At 67.7% G+C, this 16,561-nt stretch carries 12 protein-coding genes; 5 read left to right on the plus strand and 7 right to left on the minus strand.

Annotation, left to right across the window (positions count from 1 at the left end; all coding sequences use genetic code 11):
- The first annotated feature begins 26 nt into the window (after window positions 1–26).
- Genes B7G54_RS25640 through B7G54_RS25650 form a run of 3 tightly spaced genes read left to right on the plus strand, consistent with a single transcriptional unit; the run spans window position 27 to window position 3,062 of the window.
- Window positions 27–1,208, plus strand: coding sequence for a mannitol dehydrogenase family protein (locus tag B7G54_RS25640; protein WP_085041618.1), 1,182 nt, complete (start codon window positions 27–29; stop codon window positions 1,206–1,208).
- Window positions 1,205–2,728 (plus strand): UxaA family hydrolase, encoded by a 1,524-nt coding sequence (locus tag B7G54_RS25645; RefSeq protein ID WP_085041619.1) that lies wholly within the window; start codon window positions 1,205–1,207, stop codon window positions 2,726–2,728. Before B7G54_RS25640 ends, B7G54_RS25645 begins: the two co-directional genes overlap by 4 nt.
- Before the next feature lie 55 nt (window positions 2,729–2,783).
- The gene (locus B7G54_RS25650) at window positions 2,784–3,062 is read left to right on the plus strand and encodes a hypothetical protein (RefSeq protein ID WP_085041620.1); all 279 of its coding nucleotides are present in this window, start codon (window positions 2,784–2,786) and stop codon (window positions 3,060–3,062) included.
- 62 nt (window positions 3,063–3,124) lie between these two features.
- On the opposite strand, the gene B7G54_RS25655 is transcribed toward B7G54_RS25650, so the two are convergent.
- The 3 genes from B7G54_RS25655 to B7G54_RS25665 form a co-directional block, all read right to left on the minus strand.
- Window positions 3,125–5,086: a phosphatase PAP2 family protein gene (locus tag B7G54_RS25655; protein WP_085041621.1), complete on the minus strand. Its 1,962-nt coding sequence runs from the start codon at window positions 5,084–5,086 to the stop codon at window positions 3,125–3,127.
- Window positions 5,087–5,277: 191 nt separating this feature from the next.
- The gene (locus tag B7G54_RS25660) at window positions 5,278–6,864 is read right to left on the minus strand and encodes a methyl-accepting chemotaxis protein (RefSeq protein WP_085041622.1); all 1,587 of its coding nucleotides are present in this window, start codon (window positions 6,862–6,864) and stop codon (window positions 5,278–5,280) included.
- 138 nt (window positions 6,865–7,002) lie between these two features.
- A complete protein-coding gene (locus B7G54_RS25665) occupies window positions 7,003–8,523 on the minus strand; it encodes a sensor domain-containing diguanylate cyclase (protein ID WP_085041623.1) in 1,521 nt (506 codons plus the stop codon).
- Window positions 8,524–8,882: 359 nt separating this feature from the next.
- Here B7G54_RS25665 and tcuC point away from each other — a divergent pair, with 359 nt between their 5' ends.
- Together tcuC and B7G54_RS25675 are read left to right on the plus strand one after the other, a co-directional pair.
- Window positions 8,883–10,178 carry an MFS transporter gene (gene tcuC, locus B7G54_RS25670; protein WP_085041624.1) on the plus strand — a complete coding sequence of 432 codons (1,296 nt, stop codon included), beginning with the start codon at window positions 8,883–8,885 and terminating at the stop codon, window positions 10,176–10,178.
- A gap of 71 nt (window positions 10,179–10,249) precedes the next feature.
- Complete coding sequence (locus B7G54_RS25675; protein ID WP_085041710.1) at window positions 10,250–11,032, plus strand: substrate-binding domain-containing protein; 783 nt, start codon at window positions 10,250–10,252, stop codon at window positions 11,030–11,032.
- A gap of 24 nt (window positions 11,033–11,056) precedes the next feature.
- Here the strand turns inward: B7G54_RS25675 and dctA are convergent, their stop codons facing one another.
- From dctA to B7G54_RS25695, 4 genes are all read right to left on the minus strand, one after another.
- Window positions 11,057–12,385 carry a C4-dicarboxylate transporter DctA gene (dctA, locus tag B7G54_RS25680; protein ID WP_085041625.1) on the minus strand — a complete coding sequence of 443 codons (1,329 nt, stop codon included), beginning with the start codon at window positions 12,383–12,385 and terminating at the stop codon, window positions 11,057–11,059.
- 34 nt (window positions 12,386–12,419) lie between these two features.
- Window positions 12,420–13,343 carry a LysR family transcriptional regulator gene (locus tag B7G54_RS25685; protein WP_085041711.1) on the minus strand — a complete coding sequence of 308 codons (924 nt, stop codon included), beginning with the start codon at window positions 13,341–13,343 and terminating at the stop codon, window positions 12,420–12,422.
- A gap of 172 nt (window positions 13,344–13,515) precedes the next feature.
- Window positions 13,516–14,697, minus strand: a complete 1,182-nt coding sequence (locus B7G54_RS25690; RefSeq protein ID WP_085041626.1) for a fumarylacetoacetate hydrolase family protein — start codon at window positions 14,695–14,697, stop codon at window positions 13,516–13,518.
- Between the two features lie 33 nt (window positions 14,698–14,730).
- Window positions 14,731–16,512: an IlvD/Edd family dehydratase gene (locus tag B7G54_RS25695; RefSeq protein ID WP_085041627.1), complete on the minus strand. Its 1,782-nt coding sequence runs from the start codon at window positions 16,510–16,512 to the stop codon at window positions 14,731–14,733.
- Window positions 16,513–16,561 lie beyond the last annotated feature (49 nt).

The following is a 16,561-nucleotide window of genomic DNA, read 5'->3' on the forward strand; positions in this document are numbered from 1 at the left end:
CGAATCCGCCACGCGGAGCGCACGCGATGACGCCGCCGATCCTGCAGTTCGGCACGAGCCGCTTCCTGCTCGCGCACGTCGACCTGTTCGTCTCCCAGGCGCTGGACGACGGCAACGCGATCGGCGGCATCGGCATCGTGCAGACGACCGGCAATCCGGCCAGCCGCGCCCGCATCGACGCGTTGCGCGCCACCGGCCGCTATCCGGTGCGGATTCGCGGGCGCGAGCGCGGCGGCGTGGTCGACGAAGTCGTCGAGTGCCGCGCCGTGCAGCGCGCGTGGGACGCCGAGCGCGACTGGGCAGAAATACGCGGCGCCGCGATCGAGACGGTACGCGTGATCGTGTCGAACACCGGCGACGCAGGCTATCGCGCCGATCCGCGCGACGCCGCGGACCTGCTGGCCGAGCCCGAGCACGCACCGCATGGTTTTCCGGCGAAGCTGCTCGCGCTGCTGCATGCGCGCTGGCAGGCGCGGCCCGATGACGGCGTTTCCATCCTGCCTTGCGAACTGGTGACGAACAACGGCGACACGCTGCGCGACATCGTGCTGGGCCTCGCGCGCCAGTGGCGGCTGCCCGACGCGTTCGCCGACTATCTGGGCAACTGCTGCATATGGGTCAACTCGCTCGTCGACCGCATCGTGTCCGAGCCGCTTCATCCGGTCGGCGCGATCGCGGAGCCTTACGCGCTATGGGCGATCGAACGGCGTGCCGGCATGGCGCTGCCGTGCCGGCACGCGCAGATCGTCGTCACCGACGATTTGCGCAGCCACGAGCGCCTGAAGCTGTTCTTCCTCAATCTCGGGCACAGCTGGCTCGCGGAGCAGTGGCTCGCGGCGGGGCGCGACGCATCGGAAACGGTGCTGAACGCGATGAACGATGCGCGGCTGCGCGACGGTCTCGAGGCCGTGTGGCGCGATGAAGTCGCGCCGGTATTCGTGGCGCTGGGCTTGCGCGAAACGGCCGAACGCTACGTCGACAGCGTGCGCGAGCGCTTGCTCAATCCGTTTCTCGCGCATCGCATCGCCGATATCGCGGTCAACCATCGCGAGAAGGTGGCGCGGCGGATCGAGCCGCTGCTCGCGCTCGCGGATTCGCTGGCGCTGCCGGCCGAACAACCGCGGTTGCGGCAACTCGTCGCCCGCTATGAACCGGCGGCCGGCGCTGCGGCGGCCGGCATCGCAACGACAGGGAGAGAGGCATCGTGAAGCAACCGGCAATCGTGATTCTTCACGGCAACGACAACGTCGCCGTCGCGCTCGACGCGCTGGCGCCCGACGTGCCGATCGACGTGCGCGGCGAACCGTTGCGACCGGCGGACGCGATACCGGCCGGCCACAAGGTCGCCACCGCGCCGATCGCGCGCGGCGACGCGATCGTCAAATGCGGGCAGCCGATCGGCGTCGCGCTGCGCGACATCGCCGCGGGCGAGCACGCGCACGTGCACAACGTCGGGATGCCCGACCGGCATGCGCACGACGACGGGCCGATCGGCGACGCGCATGAGGTCGAGACGGATCGCCGCGATACCTTCGACGGCTTCGTGCGGCCCGGCGGCAGCGTGGGGACCCGCAACTACGTCGGCGTGATCGCGAGCGTCAACTGTTCGGCGAGCGTCTGTCATGCGATCGCCGATGCATACCGGCACGGCGCGCTCGATGCGTTCGGTCACGTCGACGGCGTCGTCGCGATCACCCATCAGAGCGGCTGCGGCATGTCGGCGACCGGGGACGGCATCGAACTGCTGCGGCGCACGCTCGTCGGCTATGCGCGGAACCCGAATTTCGCCGGCGTGCTGCTCGTCGGTCTCGGCTGCGAGGTCAACCAGGTCGGCGCGCTCGCGCAACGGCTCGACGCGGCAGCGCCCGGTACCGTGCGCACGCTGGTGATCCAGGACGAGGGCGGCGTGCGCGACACCGTGGCCAAAGGCGTGTCGATCGTGCGCGAATTGGTGGAGGCGGCCGACGGCGCGCGTCGCAGCGCCGTGCCGGCCTCGCGGCTGACGGTCGGCCTGCAATGCGGCGGGTCGGACGGCTACTCGGGCATCACCGCGAACCCGGCGCTCGGCGCGGCCGTCGATCTGCTGGCCCGCAACGGCGGCACCGCGATTCTGTCCGAGACGCCCGAGATCTACGGCGCCGAGCATCTGCTGATCGCGCGGGCGGCGTCGCGCGACGTGGCCGAGCGCTTGCTCGGCCGGTTGCAGTGGTGGGAGCGCTACGTCGCCGACAACGGCGGCGAAATGAACAACAACCCGTCGCCCGGCAACCTCGCCGGCGGCATCACGACGATTCTCGAGAAGTCGCTCGGTGCGGTGTCGAAGGGCGGCCGCTCGCCGCTGCGCGCGGTCTACGACTATGCGGAGCCGGTGCGGCAAGCCGGGCTCGTGTTCATGGATACGCCGGGTTACGACCCGGTGTCGGCCACCGGGCAGATCGCCGGCGGCGCGAATCTCGTGTGCTTCACGACGGGCCGGGGTTCGGTGTTCGGCTCGAAGCCGGTGCCGACGATCAAGATCGCGACGACGACCGGACTGTTCGAGCGGATGCAATCGGACATGGATTTCGACAGCGGCGGGATCGTCGCCGGTTCGCTCTCGGTCGGCGAAGCGGGTGAGCGGCTGTTCCGGCTGATGCTCGACGTCGCGTCCGGGCGACGGTCCCGCAGCGAGGACAACGGCATCGGCGAACGCGAGTTCGTGCCGTGGCTGCGCGGCGCGGTCATGTGACGGGAAAGGCGGTGTGCGTCCGCGTGCGTAATCGGACAGCGAAGGAGAACCCGCGATGGAAACCAGCATGAGCGAGCCGATGATCGGCGAAACCGGCCACGACGGCTCGCTGTCGGAACTCGAGAAGGGCTTGCTGGCCGAGGCGCTGCGCTTGCTCGCCGAGACGCGCGCGCGTGCGCTGGAACTCTGTGTCGAGGTCAGCCGGCGGCAGGGCGGCGCCGCGCCGGACGTCCACGATTTCAACCTGCCGACGATCATCGAACTGCAACGGCGCTTCGGTGCGCGATCCGGCCCGGACGGCGCCGGCATGACAGCGTCCGGTCGCTTCGCGTAGCCCGACCCGAAGCCGGAGCCGCCCGTGGGCGGCGCCGTTGCAGGAACGCTCTTCGCTGCCGGTTACGCCGCCGACAGCGTGATCGACACGCCCGTCGCGGTATAAACGGGCGTTGCCTTGAACCCGTCGACCGTCACCGTCGAGAACTTCGCGGCAGCCGCCGCGCCGTCGATCAGCGCGATGGTGTCGCCGGCCTTCGGCGTGTAGCCGTTCACGAATTTCACATGCAGCGTGCCGCCCGTGACGGTGAGCGGGCCGCCCACGCGCAGGCGTCCGCCGCCGTTGCCGTCGATGTCGAGTTCGAGCGTCGTGTTGTCGAGTTGCGTATAGCGGGTCGCGATCGTCACCGGTGCATTGGCCGCGATCTTCACGCCGCCGCCCGAGCCGACGTACACGTCGCCCTTGCCGAACGCCGTCGCCGACGTGGCCGCGAGCGTGCCGCCGCTCACCTGCGTGCCGCCCGTGTAGCTGTTGTTGCCCGCCAGCGTCAGCGTGCCGCTGCCTTGCAGCGTCAGCTTGCCGGCGCCCGCGACGTCGTTGCGCCACAGGTCGGCCGCATTGAGCCCGCCCTGCGACGCATCCATCGACACGATCACGTTGCCGTTGAACGCGCCGTAGCCATCGGCTGCCGCGAACAGGTTCAGGCGGCCCCAGCCTTCCGCATCGTCCATGACCGGATACCCGGACGACAGTTCGGTCGTTTTCAGCACGACGCGCCGCTGGTCGGCGCTCAGGTACGGGAAGCGCGTCTGCAGCAGGATCTCCGCGCCTTTCGGCACGACCGGCGGTGCGTTCGTCGATTCGATCGCGCCGAAGCCCAACGTCATGCGGCGCAGGAACGCGGCCTGGTTCGTCGTGTAGTCGGCGAACCGGTCGGTGGCCGTCGTGCCGGAGTGGGCGAATGCGGAGAAGGTCGTGGCGCTCGTCCCCGTCAGTTGTTGCAGCGTCTGATGGGCTTGCGTGTACGCGGCCTGCGCGTCGCCGGCATACGCGGTCAGGTTCGCCGCGCTGACGGCCAGCGCGAGCATGCGCCCGCCGATCACGTCGAGCGGCGAATGCATGCCGGCGAGGATCCGGTTCTCGCCGAGCTCGAGGCCGCGGCTGATCATTTCCTGGAAGCGCTCCGGCACGAGCCACGCCATCGTCGTCGCATCGCGCACAGCCTCGGCCGTATGGCCGCTGATGAAACCGCCGTCCGTCGCGGGCGTCGTGCTTTCCGCCGGCACGAGCGTCGGCGCGACGATCACGCTCGTGCTCCAGCGGTACGGGCGCGCATATTTGAAGAAGCGCTTCGACGGTTCGGTCGACGCGTTGTTGCCCATTTCGTTGAGCAGGTCGACGACCTTCCCGAAGCTGGCGTTGCCGCTGCTGCTGCCGACGCCGACGTTGTTGCCCGAGTCGTTGTACAGCACGGTGGTCGCATCGGCGGGCACGCTGGTGATGCTGGTCGTCTGCTGGGCCGCGGTGCGCCACGCGGCGGTGAGCGGGCCCATGCCGTCGGTCACGCTGTAACCCTTGCCGCGCCGGTCGTCGTAGTACGCGGCATCGGCCTGCTGCGGCGTGCGGGCGGTCGTCGCGTTGATCACGTACTGCACGTTGGCCGACAGCACCGCATCGTTCAGGATCGTGCCGCACGGCACGCCGCTGTTCGGCAGCCCGGAGCAGGTCGACGGCGAGATGGCCGGGAACGCGCCGTTCGCCGGCGCGCTCACGCCCGCGTCGACCAGCATCGTCGCCGGCTGCCAGAGATCGAGGAAGCGGCTCAACACGCGCACCGCTGCGTTGGTCGACAGCGTCGCATAGCGCGCATCGCCGCGCTGGTTGGTCGCGACGTTGTCGACGAAAGCGGGCGCGCTCGGAATCGGCGCGCTGTCGACGAAGCCGGGGTCGGCGGGCGGCGCGGGAACGGCCGCGGCGATCGTGCCGGTCGACACGACATCATCGCCGCCGCCGCAGGCAGCCAGCACGATCGCACTCGACAAGGCTGCAACGTGCAGCGGGAAACGGCTTCGTGACGCAAACATGCAAGACTCCATCCTGATGGTAGAAGATGGAGGATTGTGGTGAGCGATCGTTACGCGGCCGTTACGGAATTGTTTCGTTTCGCACGCAGCGGGCGAAAGTTCCCACTATTTGGTTAATTTCCAGTGCTGACCATGACGGACACCGGAATTCATGCGTCGTCCGTCATCGAGACAGGGCGCCGGGCACCGGCCTATGCGCCGGCCGCCCGCGTGTCGAGCCGGAACAGCAATACCGCCTCGGCAAGCCGGCCTCCCTGTTCTTCGAGCGACTTCGATGCGGCGGCCGCCTGTTCGACGAGCGCGGCGTTCTGCTGGGTGACTTCATCCATTTGCGTAATGGCCAGATTCACCTGCTCGATGCCGCGGCTCTGCTCGTTCGACGCGGCAGCGATCTCGCCCATGATGTCGGTCACGCGCGAGATCGCGTGCGTGACCTGGTTCATCGTCTCGCCCGCGTTGTTCGCGATATGCGAGCCGTCCTGGATCTTCCTGACCGATTGCGAGATCAGCTCGCGAATTTCCTTCGCGGCGCTCGACGAGCGCTGCGCGAGACTCCGGACTTCGCTGGCCACCACCGCAAAGCCGCGGCCCTGTTCGCCGGCGCGGGCGGCCTCCACGGCCGCGTTGAGCGCGAGGATGTTGGTCTGGAATGCGATCCCTTCGATGATCGCGGTGATCTCGGCGATTTTGGCGGAGCTGGCGCTGATGTCCGTCATTGTGTCGACCATCAGGCCGACTGCCGTGCTGCCGCGCTGGGCGACTTCCGATGCGTTGTTGGCCAGCCCGCTCGCCTGCTGCGCGTTATCGGCGTTCAGGCGCACGGTGGAGGTCAGTTGCTCCATGCTCGACGCGGTTTCCTGCAACGAGGCGGCCTGCTGTTCCGTGCGGGACGACAGGTCCTGGTTGCCGGACGCGATTTCGCCGGCGCCCGTCGCGACGTTGCTCGATGCGGTACGGACCTCCGAGATCAGGCGGATCAGGTTCGCCTGCATGTCGCGCATCGAAGCCAGGACGCTGCCGGCGGGCGCGGCGCCGGTCGTGGATTCGGCGCCGAGATCGCCGGCGGCGATATGGCCGGCGATCTCGCTGAGCACGGCAGGCTCCGTGCCCAGCGAGCGCAGCAGGCCGCGGGTGATGAAGAGGCCCGAGATCGCGGCCGCCGCGGCGGCGGCGATGCAGATCGCGATCAGCATCAGTCGCCGCGACGTATAACGGTCGTCCGAGTCCTTCACCAGTTGGGCGGCCAACGTACGCGAGAACGTCGCATACGCGTCGGTGGCCGCGACGAGCTGGGCCAGCAGCGGTCGGCACTGTTCGTTGATCATCGTGATCGCCTGATCGCGCTGGTTGTTCGCCGCTGCTTCGACGATGGCGCGCGCCACGGGGCCGTATTGCGCCTCGACCGCCCCGATTTGCCGAACCAGTTCGCGGGCCTTGTCGGTCGCGCCGCTGCCCTCGCGGACTGCATTCGTCAGTTCGCCCAGCAGCGCGCCGACTTCGCGATCCGCCCGCAGCGCCGCTTCCTTCTCGATGTCCGCATCGCGCGTCCCGTTCGCCAGGACTTGGTTGCGGGCGGCGATCGCACGCCGGTCGACCGCCGCGAGAATCTTGTCCGCCAGGGTCGCGCGGGCGTTGATGCCGTTGACATAGTTCTCGAATGCCGCGTTCGCATTGCCGAGCGATACGACGCCGAGAATGGAGACGAGCAGAACCATGCACGTCAGGAGACTGAAAGCCAGCGTCAGCTTCGTGCGAACCGTTAATCGTTGATCATTCACGTGAAAAGTCCAGTTTCGTTGACATCGAGTAGTTTTCCTTATTATCTGAATGGTACATGAACAATTTGGGACAGTTTTCGAAGCAATCGTTTGCGTATGCTCCGCTGCCGAAAAAATGCGGGCCCGCTGCGTGGCCGGTCAAGCCCGGTGAGCGATTTGCTCCGTTTCCGCGCAACACACCCGATTCCTGCCTTCGCGCTTCGCACGATAAAGCGCCATGTCCGCCTGATGCGACAGCGCATGCACGGACGGTGGGCGCGCGCGATGGCCGGTCGCGCAGCCGATGCTGACGGTGAAGGCCGGAACGGTTTCCGCGAACCCGTCGAGCCGGTTGCGTTCGACTTCGCGGCGAATCGCCTCCGCGACCTGCGCGGCACCGCTTTCGTCCGTATCCGGCAGCACCGCGACGAACTCCTCGCCGCCGTAGCGCGCGGCGAGATCGCCGCGCCGCCGCGTGTGCGCGCGGATGCATTCGGCGAGAAAGCGCAGTGCCGTGTCGCCCACCGCATGACCGTGCCGGTCGTTGTACTGCTTGAAGTGGTCGGCATCGATGAACAGGATCGACAGGCTGCCGTTGTTGCCCCGCTGCAGCCGTTCCCATTCGTCGGCCAGCGCGATATCGAGCGCGCGGCGGTTGCACAGGCTCGTCAGCGGATCGGTCCGGGTGAGGTCCGTGAGCAGCGTCTGCTTGCGCAGGTTGTCCCGCAGCGAAAACGCGAGCAGCCAGACCACCGCGCAGAAGAGCGCGCTGATCATGGTGGCGGACACGCCTACCGTCCACGACAGGCGCGCGATGCTCGCCAGCACGTCGCGCTCGGCCGGCGCGACGACGGCGATCAGCGGCGTGCCCGGCACCCGTTGGTACGTATACAGCCGCACGGTGCCGTCGATGACCGAACGAGCGGGGTAGAAGCCCGATTCGCTGTGCACCATCCGGTCGAAGGCTTTCGAGCGACGCAGGTGGTTCATCTGGTTGTCGTTCAACGACGGATTTCTCGCGAGGATCGTGCCGTCCGCGCGCAGGATCGCGCTGACTCCGTTCGGCCCGACATCGAGACCGGCCAGGAGCTGCTCGAAATAGGCGATGTCGACGGCGACCACCGCGATGCCGTTGAACGTATGATCCGGCCGGTCGATGCGCCGCGACAGCGCGATCGATTCCTTGCCGCCGCGCGAGCGTGCGCGATAGGCCTCGGACACGTAGAGGCCGACGTTGTCGGCATCGCGATGGACCTTGAAGTAGTCGCGATCGCTGAAATCCCAACGATGGGTCGTGCCGCAGCATCCGTCGATCAACCGGCCGTGCCGGTCGGTCACGCCCATGCCGGTCACGTATTGCGCGGCGGTGCGCTCGAACAGCAGATCGTGCCGCAGCCCGGCATCCATGCGTCGCACCGCGGGGTTGCCGAGATCGGACGCGAGCGCGACCAGCGCGTCGTTCGACGTTTCGACGGTGCGCGCGATCTGGCTCACCAGTACGGCGGCGACGTTGCGCGACGTCTCGTGCGCGTGGTCGATCACTTCGCTGCGCCCGACCCACAGTGTCGCCGCGCTGATCCCGAGCGCCGCCAGCGACATCAACGTGCCCAGTGCCCCGACGACAAGATGGTTGCGTCCGGCCCAGTCGGCGATTTTCTCGATCGAGGTGGTTGCGGCCATGCTCGTGCTCGTATGGGATGCCGGCGGCAGTGGGGCCGGCGCGGGTCAAACCTGGGTTAACGGCACGGTTAACAGAAAATCGAGGTCCGCAGGGCCGTCCGTGGGCGCGAGCGATCGCGCACGGGCGCGCAAACGTGTGCGAGCCCGTCTGGCTGGTCCTGCAAAGCCCTGCATCGGGCGTTCGCCGTGCGCGGAACGATGTGCGGCGACACGCGCCGATACCCCGTCGATTGATAACCCATCGACATCAATCCTTCCAAAAATTGCACTTATCGTTTGCCTGGCGACGAGCGAACATGCCGGAAAACGACAATCGATCCACCCTCCCGCGTATTTCCGGATTTTCAGGAGACACCCCGATGCACCCCTCGTCCAGCCTTCCGAACGAACGTTCGAAGGCCGCTGCAGTTTTCCGCGTCACCGCCGGGAATTTTCTCGAGCAGTTCGACTTCTTCCTGTTCGGCTTCTACGCCACGCAAATCGCCAACGTTTTCTTTCCCGCGCAAAGCGAGTTCGCTTCGCTGATGATGACCTTCGCCGTGTTCGGCGCCGGCTTCCTGATGCGGCCGCTGGGCGCAATCGTGCTGGGCGCGTACATCGACGACGTTGGCCGGCGCAAGGGCCTGATCGTCACGCTGTCCATCATGGCGAGCGGCACCATCCTGATCGCGTTCGTGCCGGGCTACGCGACGATCGGCCTGCTGGCACCCGCGCTCGTGCTGTTGGGGCGGCTGCTGCAGGGCTTCTCCGCCGGCGCCGAACTGGGAGGCGTATCGGTCTATCTCGCCGAGCTGGCCACGCCCGGCCGCAAGGGCTTCTTCACGAGCTGGCAGTCCGCCAGCCAGCAGGTCGCGATCGTCGTTGCCGCGGGCCTCGGCTTTGCGCTCAATCAATGGCTGAGCGCGTCGGCCATCGCCGCATGGGGATGGCGCGCGCCGTTCTTCGTCGGCTGCATGATCGTGCCGTTCATCTTCATGCTGCGCCGCAACCTGGAGGAAACCCAGGAGTTCAAGGCGCGCAAGCATCGTCCGGGCATGAAGGAAGTGTTCGGTACGCTGGTCCAGAACTGGGGCATCGTGATTGCCGGCATGATGCTGGTCGCGATGACTACCACGAGCTTCTATCTGATCACGGTCTACGCGCCGACCTTCGGCAAGACGGTGCTGCATCTGAGCACCGCCGACAGCCTGCTCGTGACGCTCTGCGTCGGCGTGTCGAACTTCGTGTGGCTGCCGATCGGCGGTGCGTTGTCCGACAGGATCGGCCGCCGGCCGCTGCTGGTCGGCATGACGGTGCTCACCATCGTGACCGCCTACCCGGCGCTGTCGTTGCTCGCTCACGCGCCGTCGTTCGTCAACATGCTGCTCGTCCTCCTCTGGCTCTCGTTCATGTACGGGATCTATAACGGTGCGATGGTCGTGGCGCTCACGGAAGTGATGCCGGTGCAGGTGCGTGTCGCGGGCTTCTCGCTCGCCTACAGCCTCGCGACGGCCGTGTTCGGCGGCTTCACGCCTGCCATCTCGACCGCGCTCATTCACATGACGGGCGACAAGGCCGCCCCGGGCTACTGGATGAGCTTCGCCGCGGTGTGCGCGCTTCTTGCGACGTTCGCGCTCTATCGGCACCGTGCCGCGACGCTGACGCCGGCGCATTGATGCCCGCCCCACCCGGAATGCTCAGGAAACCACACGAACCCATGCGAATCCGCACGACCAAGACCACGACCATGAGAAATCTGCTCCTGAAATTTTGTGCGACCGCGCTCGTTGCCACCACGGCGGTTGCGGCCAACGTGCAGGCTGCCGAACTGCACGTGATGAGCTCGGGCGGCTTCACCGCCGCGTACAAACTGCTCGGCCCCCGGTTTGCGACGACGACGGGCAATACGCTCGATACCGCGCTCGGCCCGTCGATGGGCAAGTCGCCCGAAGCGATTCCGAACCGGCTCGCGCGCGGCGAGCCCGCCGACGCCGTCATCATGGTCGGCTACGCACTCGACGAGCTGATCAAGCAGGGCAAGGTCGTCCCCGGATCCCGGGTCGAGCTGGCCGACTCGCGCATCGGCATGGTCGTGCGCGACGGGGCGGCCAAGCCCGACATCAGCTCCGCCGACGGCCTCAAGCAGGTGCTGCTGCACGCGAAGTCGATCGCCTACTCGGACAGCGCAAGCGGCGTCTATATCGAACGCGAGCTGTTCAGGAAGCTCGGCATCGAGGACCAGGTGAAGTCGAAGGCGAAGATGATTCCGCGGATTCCGGTGGCATCGGTCGTCGCGAACGGCGACTACGAAATCGGCTTCCAGCAGGTGAGCGAGCTGCTGCCGGTCAAGGGGGCGACCTTCGTCGGCAAGATTCCCGAATCGTTGCAATCGGTCACGCGTTTCGCGGCCGGCATCCCCGTTGGCGCGCAGCATCCCAAGGAAGCGAAGGCGCTGCTCGACTATCTTGCGTCGCCCGATGTGCAGGCGGACGTGAACTCGACCGGGCTCGATTCCGTTTCCGCTCACTGAGTCCAACCGACGGGAGGGCTTGCGTCAGACGGCCTTCCCGTTACCGTCCGCATCTGCCGCGACACGGTCTTCATCGGCCCCATTCAGGGATGCCGAACCGCCCACGGCGAGCCTCTGCGCAAGACGCGCGCGATCGCACGCGCCTTCCCACATCGAAACGAAGATCACCGCGCAGGCATTGCTGATCACGCTCGTCAGCGCGCGCGCCTCGGACATGAAGCGGTCGATCCCGACCAGCAGGGCCACCCCGGCAACGGGCAGGTCGGGCATGACGGCGAGCGTGGCGACCAGCGCAACCAGCCCGCTACCGGAAACACCGGCCGCGCCCTTGGACGTGAGCAGCATGACGGCGAGCATCATCGCGATCTGCGTTGCGGAAAGGGGCACGTCGCACGCCTGCGCGATAAACAATGCGGCGAGCGTCAGATAGATCGCGGTACCGTCCAGATTGAACGAATAGCCTGCCGGCAGCACGAGCCCCACGACGCCTTTGTCGCAGCCGAGCGACTCCAGCTTGACGATCAGGCGCGGCAGAACGGGCTCCGAAGAGGACGTCGCGAGGACGATCAGCAACTCTTCGCGCAGGTAGCGCAACAGCCGCCACAGCGCGAAGCCGTGCAGCCGCGCGAGCGGTGCGAGCACCAGCGCGACGAACAGCGCGCACGCCACATAGAAGGACACCACCAGCTTCGCAAGCGAGCCGACCGAGCCGATCCCGAAGCGGCCCACCGTGAAGGCCATCGCGCCGAATGCGCCGAGCGGCGCGAGCCGCATGATCATCGCCAGCACGCGAAAGACAACCTGGGCCACACCGTCGATCAGTGCAAGAACGGGCCGGCCGGCCTTCCGGTGCGCATTCAGCGAGAAGCCGAACAGCAGCGACAGCAGCAGTACCGGCAACACTTCGCCTTGCTCGAACGCGCCGAGCATCGTATCGGGAATCACGCTCAGCGCGAACGCCACGAGCCCGCGTGGCTGCGCCTCCCTCGCGTACTGAGCCAGGACGCTCGAATCGAGATGGTGCACATCGATGTGCAGGCCGGCGCCCGGCCGCAGCACGAACGCGGCGGCGAGCCCGATCGCGAGCGCGACGGCGGTCAGCAGATAGAAAAGTGCCAGCGCCCGAACGATCGTGCGGCCGATGGCCTTCCCGTTCGCCAGCGACGTGATGCCCGACACGATCGTGCAAAAGACGATCGGCGCGATGGTCATCCGCACGAGGCCGACGAACGCATCGCTGAGGGGCTTGAGCATCGCGCCTGCTCCCGGCCATGCGTGACCGACGGTCACGCCGAGCATCATCGCGAGCAGGACCTGCACGTAAAGCGATTTAAGCAGCCTGGCCAGCCTCACTGGACGGTCTTCCTTCGTGTCTCGTCTGTCGTTGTCACACCGATGCATCGCTGCTTGCGATACCGCCGCGCTTCGCGTCGACGATCATCCGGTGAAATGCTTCGGCGGCCGGTGTGAGCGGTCGTCCGCGCCGTTTCACGATGCCCACGCGGCGTTTGACGACCGGCTCGACGAGCGGCACGCTCGTGAGAATCGGGTGGTCGTGCCCGGGCATCGCCATCGAGGGCACCGCGGCGACGCCGAGCCCCGCCTCGATCAATCCGAGCAGGGTCGTCACGTGGCGCGCTTCGCATACGCTCGGCCCACGCGGCGCCACGGCGGCAAGCGCCTGGTCGAGCAACAGACGGTTACCGGAAGTCTTGTCCACCGACACGTAATCGTGCTCGTACAGTTCGTTCCAGGTCACGCGCTTCTTGCGCGCGAGCGGATGGTCGCGGCGGCAGGCAGCAACGAACCGCTCCTGGAGCAACACCTTGAATTCGATGTCGGATTCCTGGCTGCCCATGAAACTCACGCCGAAATCGGCCTCGCCGCTGATGACGGCGCCCAGCACCTCGTTCGCGCTCGCGTCCAGCAGCTTGACCCGGATGCGCGGAAAGCGGTGATGATAGCGCGCGATGATGGCCGGCAGAAAGTAGTAGGCAACCGAGGGCACGCACGCGATGGTCACATGGCCCAGGCGGCTCGACGACACGTCGCGAATGCCGAGCAGGGCCGCATCGAGATCGTCGAGCAGCTGTTCCGCGCTCTGGGCGAACACGCGGCCGACCGTGGTGAGCGCGACGCGACGCGTGGTGCGCTCGAACAGGCGCACGCCGAGCGCTTCCTCGAGCTTGTCGATCCGGCGGCTCAACGCGGGCTGGGAAATGCTGACCGATTCCGCGGCCTTTCGGAAACTGCCCGTTTCCACGACCGCGCGAAACGCCTGCAAGTCGTTCAAATCGAAGTTGATTCCCACGGGCGCGTCTCCCCATCTCAGATGGGGCGTATTTTGCATGATTTCGCCGGGCGGCCGCATCGGCGCGGCACGCATCCGCGCAACCCTTGATCGCAACCGCGTGCGTGAGCGTGCGGCCTGGCCGTCGATCCGCTGCGCGTCGATGTCGATGGGGGCGTCGAGGCTGCGTCTCTTACGGCGCAAGCAGGCCGCGTGCGGCCAGATTGGCATACAGCGCGCGCACGCCGAAGGTCCACGGCGCGATCTCGGTGCACAGCCGCACGGTGTTGACGAGTGCGCCGAGCGCGGGCGTGGAGATGGTGACGCGGTCGCCCAGGTGATGCGTGAATCCGCCGCCGGGCGCGTCGCGGTCCTGGATCGGCGAGAACATCGTGCCGAGGAACAGCATGAAGCCGTCCGGATACTGGTGATGCGCGCCGCAGGTCTGGGCGACGAGGTCGGCCGGGTCGCGGCTGATCTCGCGCATGTGGCTGATGCCGTCGAGCACGAAGCCGTCGTCCGCGCCTTCGACGTGCAGCGACACGCTGGCCTGCCGTACGCTATCCAGCGTGAAACCGTCGTCGAACAGCCGCACGAACGGGCCGATCGCGCACGAGCCGTTGTTGTCCTTGCATTTGCCGAGCAGCAGCGCCGAGCGGCCTTCGATGTCGCGCAGGTTCACGTCGTTGCCGAGCGTGGCGCCCACCGGCCTGCCGTCGCTGGAAACCGCGAGCACGATCTCCGGTTCGGGGTTGTTCCATACCGATACCGGCAGCAGCCCCACGTCCGCGCCGAAGCCCACCGCCGACATCGGCTGCGCCTTCGAGAACACCTCGGCATCGGGGCCGATGCCGACTTCCATGTATTGCGACCACGCGCCGCGGCGCTCGAGTTCCGCCTTCAACCGCATCGCGGCGTCCGAGCCCGGCACGATCTTCGACAGATCGGTGCCGATGGTGGCTGCGATGGTCGCGCGCACGTCCGCTGCTTTCACGGGGTCGCCGCCGGCCTGTTCCTCGATCACGCGCTCGATCAGGCTGACGGCGAAGGTGACGCCGCATGCCTTGACGGCCTGCACGTCGCACGGTGCGAGCAGGGGGGTCGCGCCGCGCGTGCCGTCGAGCGCCGCCTGCAGCAGCGGCTCGACGCGGCCGAGCGATTCGCCGGGCGCCGTGCGAGCGATGGCGGCCGCGTCGGGGCGGTCGAACAGGTCCGCGGTGGTCGGTACGGTGCGCGTGATGTCGATCACTTCGCCGTCGCGCACGGCAACGACGCTCGGGCCCGCATGGGCGCCGTCGTGCCGCCACACACGGCCGATCAGCAGCGCTTGCGCCAGGTCGTGCGGCAGGCAGTCGGAAACGGAAAGAGTACGCATGGTCAGCTCGGCAAGGGTCGTGGACAGGGAGGGTCAGTGCGAATGGCGCGGGTTGCCGCGTTGTTCGATCACCTTCAGGTACAGCGTGGCGGGCTCGAGGCAGCCGCCGGTGGACAGCTGGCCGACGAACTGGCGATAGAGTGCCTGCCACGGCGTTTGCGCCTGCGGCACCGTGAAGCTCGCCGTCTCGCGACGGCGCGCGAGTTCATCCTCGTCCACGAGCACGTCGACGCTGCGGCGGTTCAGGTCCACGCGAATGCGGTCGTTCGTGCGCAGCAGCGCCAGGCCGCCGCCGACCGCCGCCTCGGGCGACACGTTCAGGATCGACGGGCTGGCCGACGTGCCGCTCTGGCGCCCGTCGCCCATGCAGGGCAGCGAGGTCACGCCGCGCTTCACGAGTTCGGCCGGCGGCGCCATGTTGACGACTTCCGCGCTGCCCGGGTAGCCGACCGTGCCGCAGCCGCGAATCACGAGGATGCAGCGCTCGTCGATGTGCAGCGCGGGATCGTTGATGCGCGCGTGGTAGTCCTCGGGGCCTTCGAACACGATCGCGCGGGCCTCGAACGTGTTCTCCGCGCCCGGCTCGGCCAGATAGGTCCGGCGGAACGCTTCACCGACCACCGACATCTTCATGATCGCGCTGTCGAAGAAGTTGCCCGACAGCACCATGAAGCCCGCACCATGCTTGAGCGGTGCGTCGGGCGTGCGGATCACGTCGCTGTCGGCGTCGGGCGCGGTGTCGGCGATTTCGCCGATCGCGCGCCCGGAAACGGTCGCGCAGTCGCGCCGCAGCAGGCCGGCCGCATCGAGCTGGCGCAGTACCGCCGGCACGCCGCCGGCGCGGTGGAAGCTCTCGCCGAGGTACTCGCCGGCCGGCATGCAGTTGACGAGCAGCGGCACGGCCTCGCCGAGGCGCTGCCAGTCGTCCAGGCCCAGTTCGACGCCCATGTGGCGTGCGATCGCGATCAGGTGCGGCGGGCAGTTGGTCGATGCGCCGAGCGCGGACGCGACGACGATCGCATTCTCGAACGCCGCGCGCGTCATGATCGCCGACGGGCGCACGTCTTCGCGCACGAGCTCGACCGCGCGCTTGCCGGTCGCGTACGCCATCTGGCCGCGCTCGCGGTACGCGGCGGGGATGCTCGCGCAGCCCGGCAACGACATGCCGAGCGCCTCGGCCAGACTGTTCATCGACAGCGCGGTGCCCATGGTGTTGCAATGGCCGATCGACGGCGACGAAGCCGTGGTCAGCTGCATGAAGCCTTCGTAGTCGATCTCGCCGGCGGCGAGCAGGTTGCGCGCATGCCAGATCACCGTGCCCGAGCCGACGCGCTTGCCGTCGTGCCAGCCGTCGAGCATCGGCCCGCCCGACAGCACGATCGCCGGCATGTCGACGGTCGCGGCCGCCATCAGGCAGGCGGGCGTGGTCTTGTCGCAGCCGGTCGTCAGCACCACGCCGTCCAGCGGAAAGCCGTGCAGCACTTCCACCAGCCCGAGGTACGCGAGGTTGCGGTCGAGTGCGGCGGTCGGCCGGCGGCTTTGCTCGGCCAGCGGATGCACGGGGAATTCCATCGGAATGCCGCCCGCATCGCGGATGCCCGCCTTCGTGCGCTCGGCCAGTTCAATGTGGTGGCGGTTGCACGGCGCGAGGTCGCTGCCCGTCTGCGCAATGCCGATCACGGGGCGGCCCGACTGCAACTCCTCGCGCGTCAACCCGTAGTTCATGAAGCGCTCGACATAGAGCGCGGTCATGTCGGCATGCGCGGGATCGTCGAACCATTCCTGGCTGCGCAGGCGGCGAGGGGTGTGTGACATGGCGGGCTGTCTCCGAAGGGGCTTTTCGTTCTGGCGCACCGGATAGTTA

The sequence above is a fragment of the Burkholderia puraquae genome (assembly GCF_002099195.1).
In the GTDB taxonomy this organism is placed as follows: Bacteria; Pseudomonadota; Gammaproteobacteria; order Burkholderiales; family Burkholderiaceae; genus Burkholderia; species Burkholderia puraquae.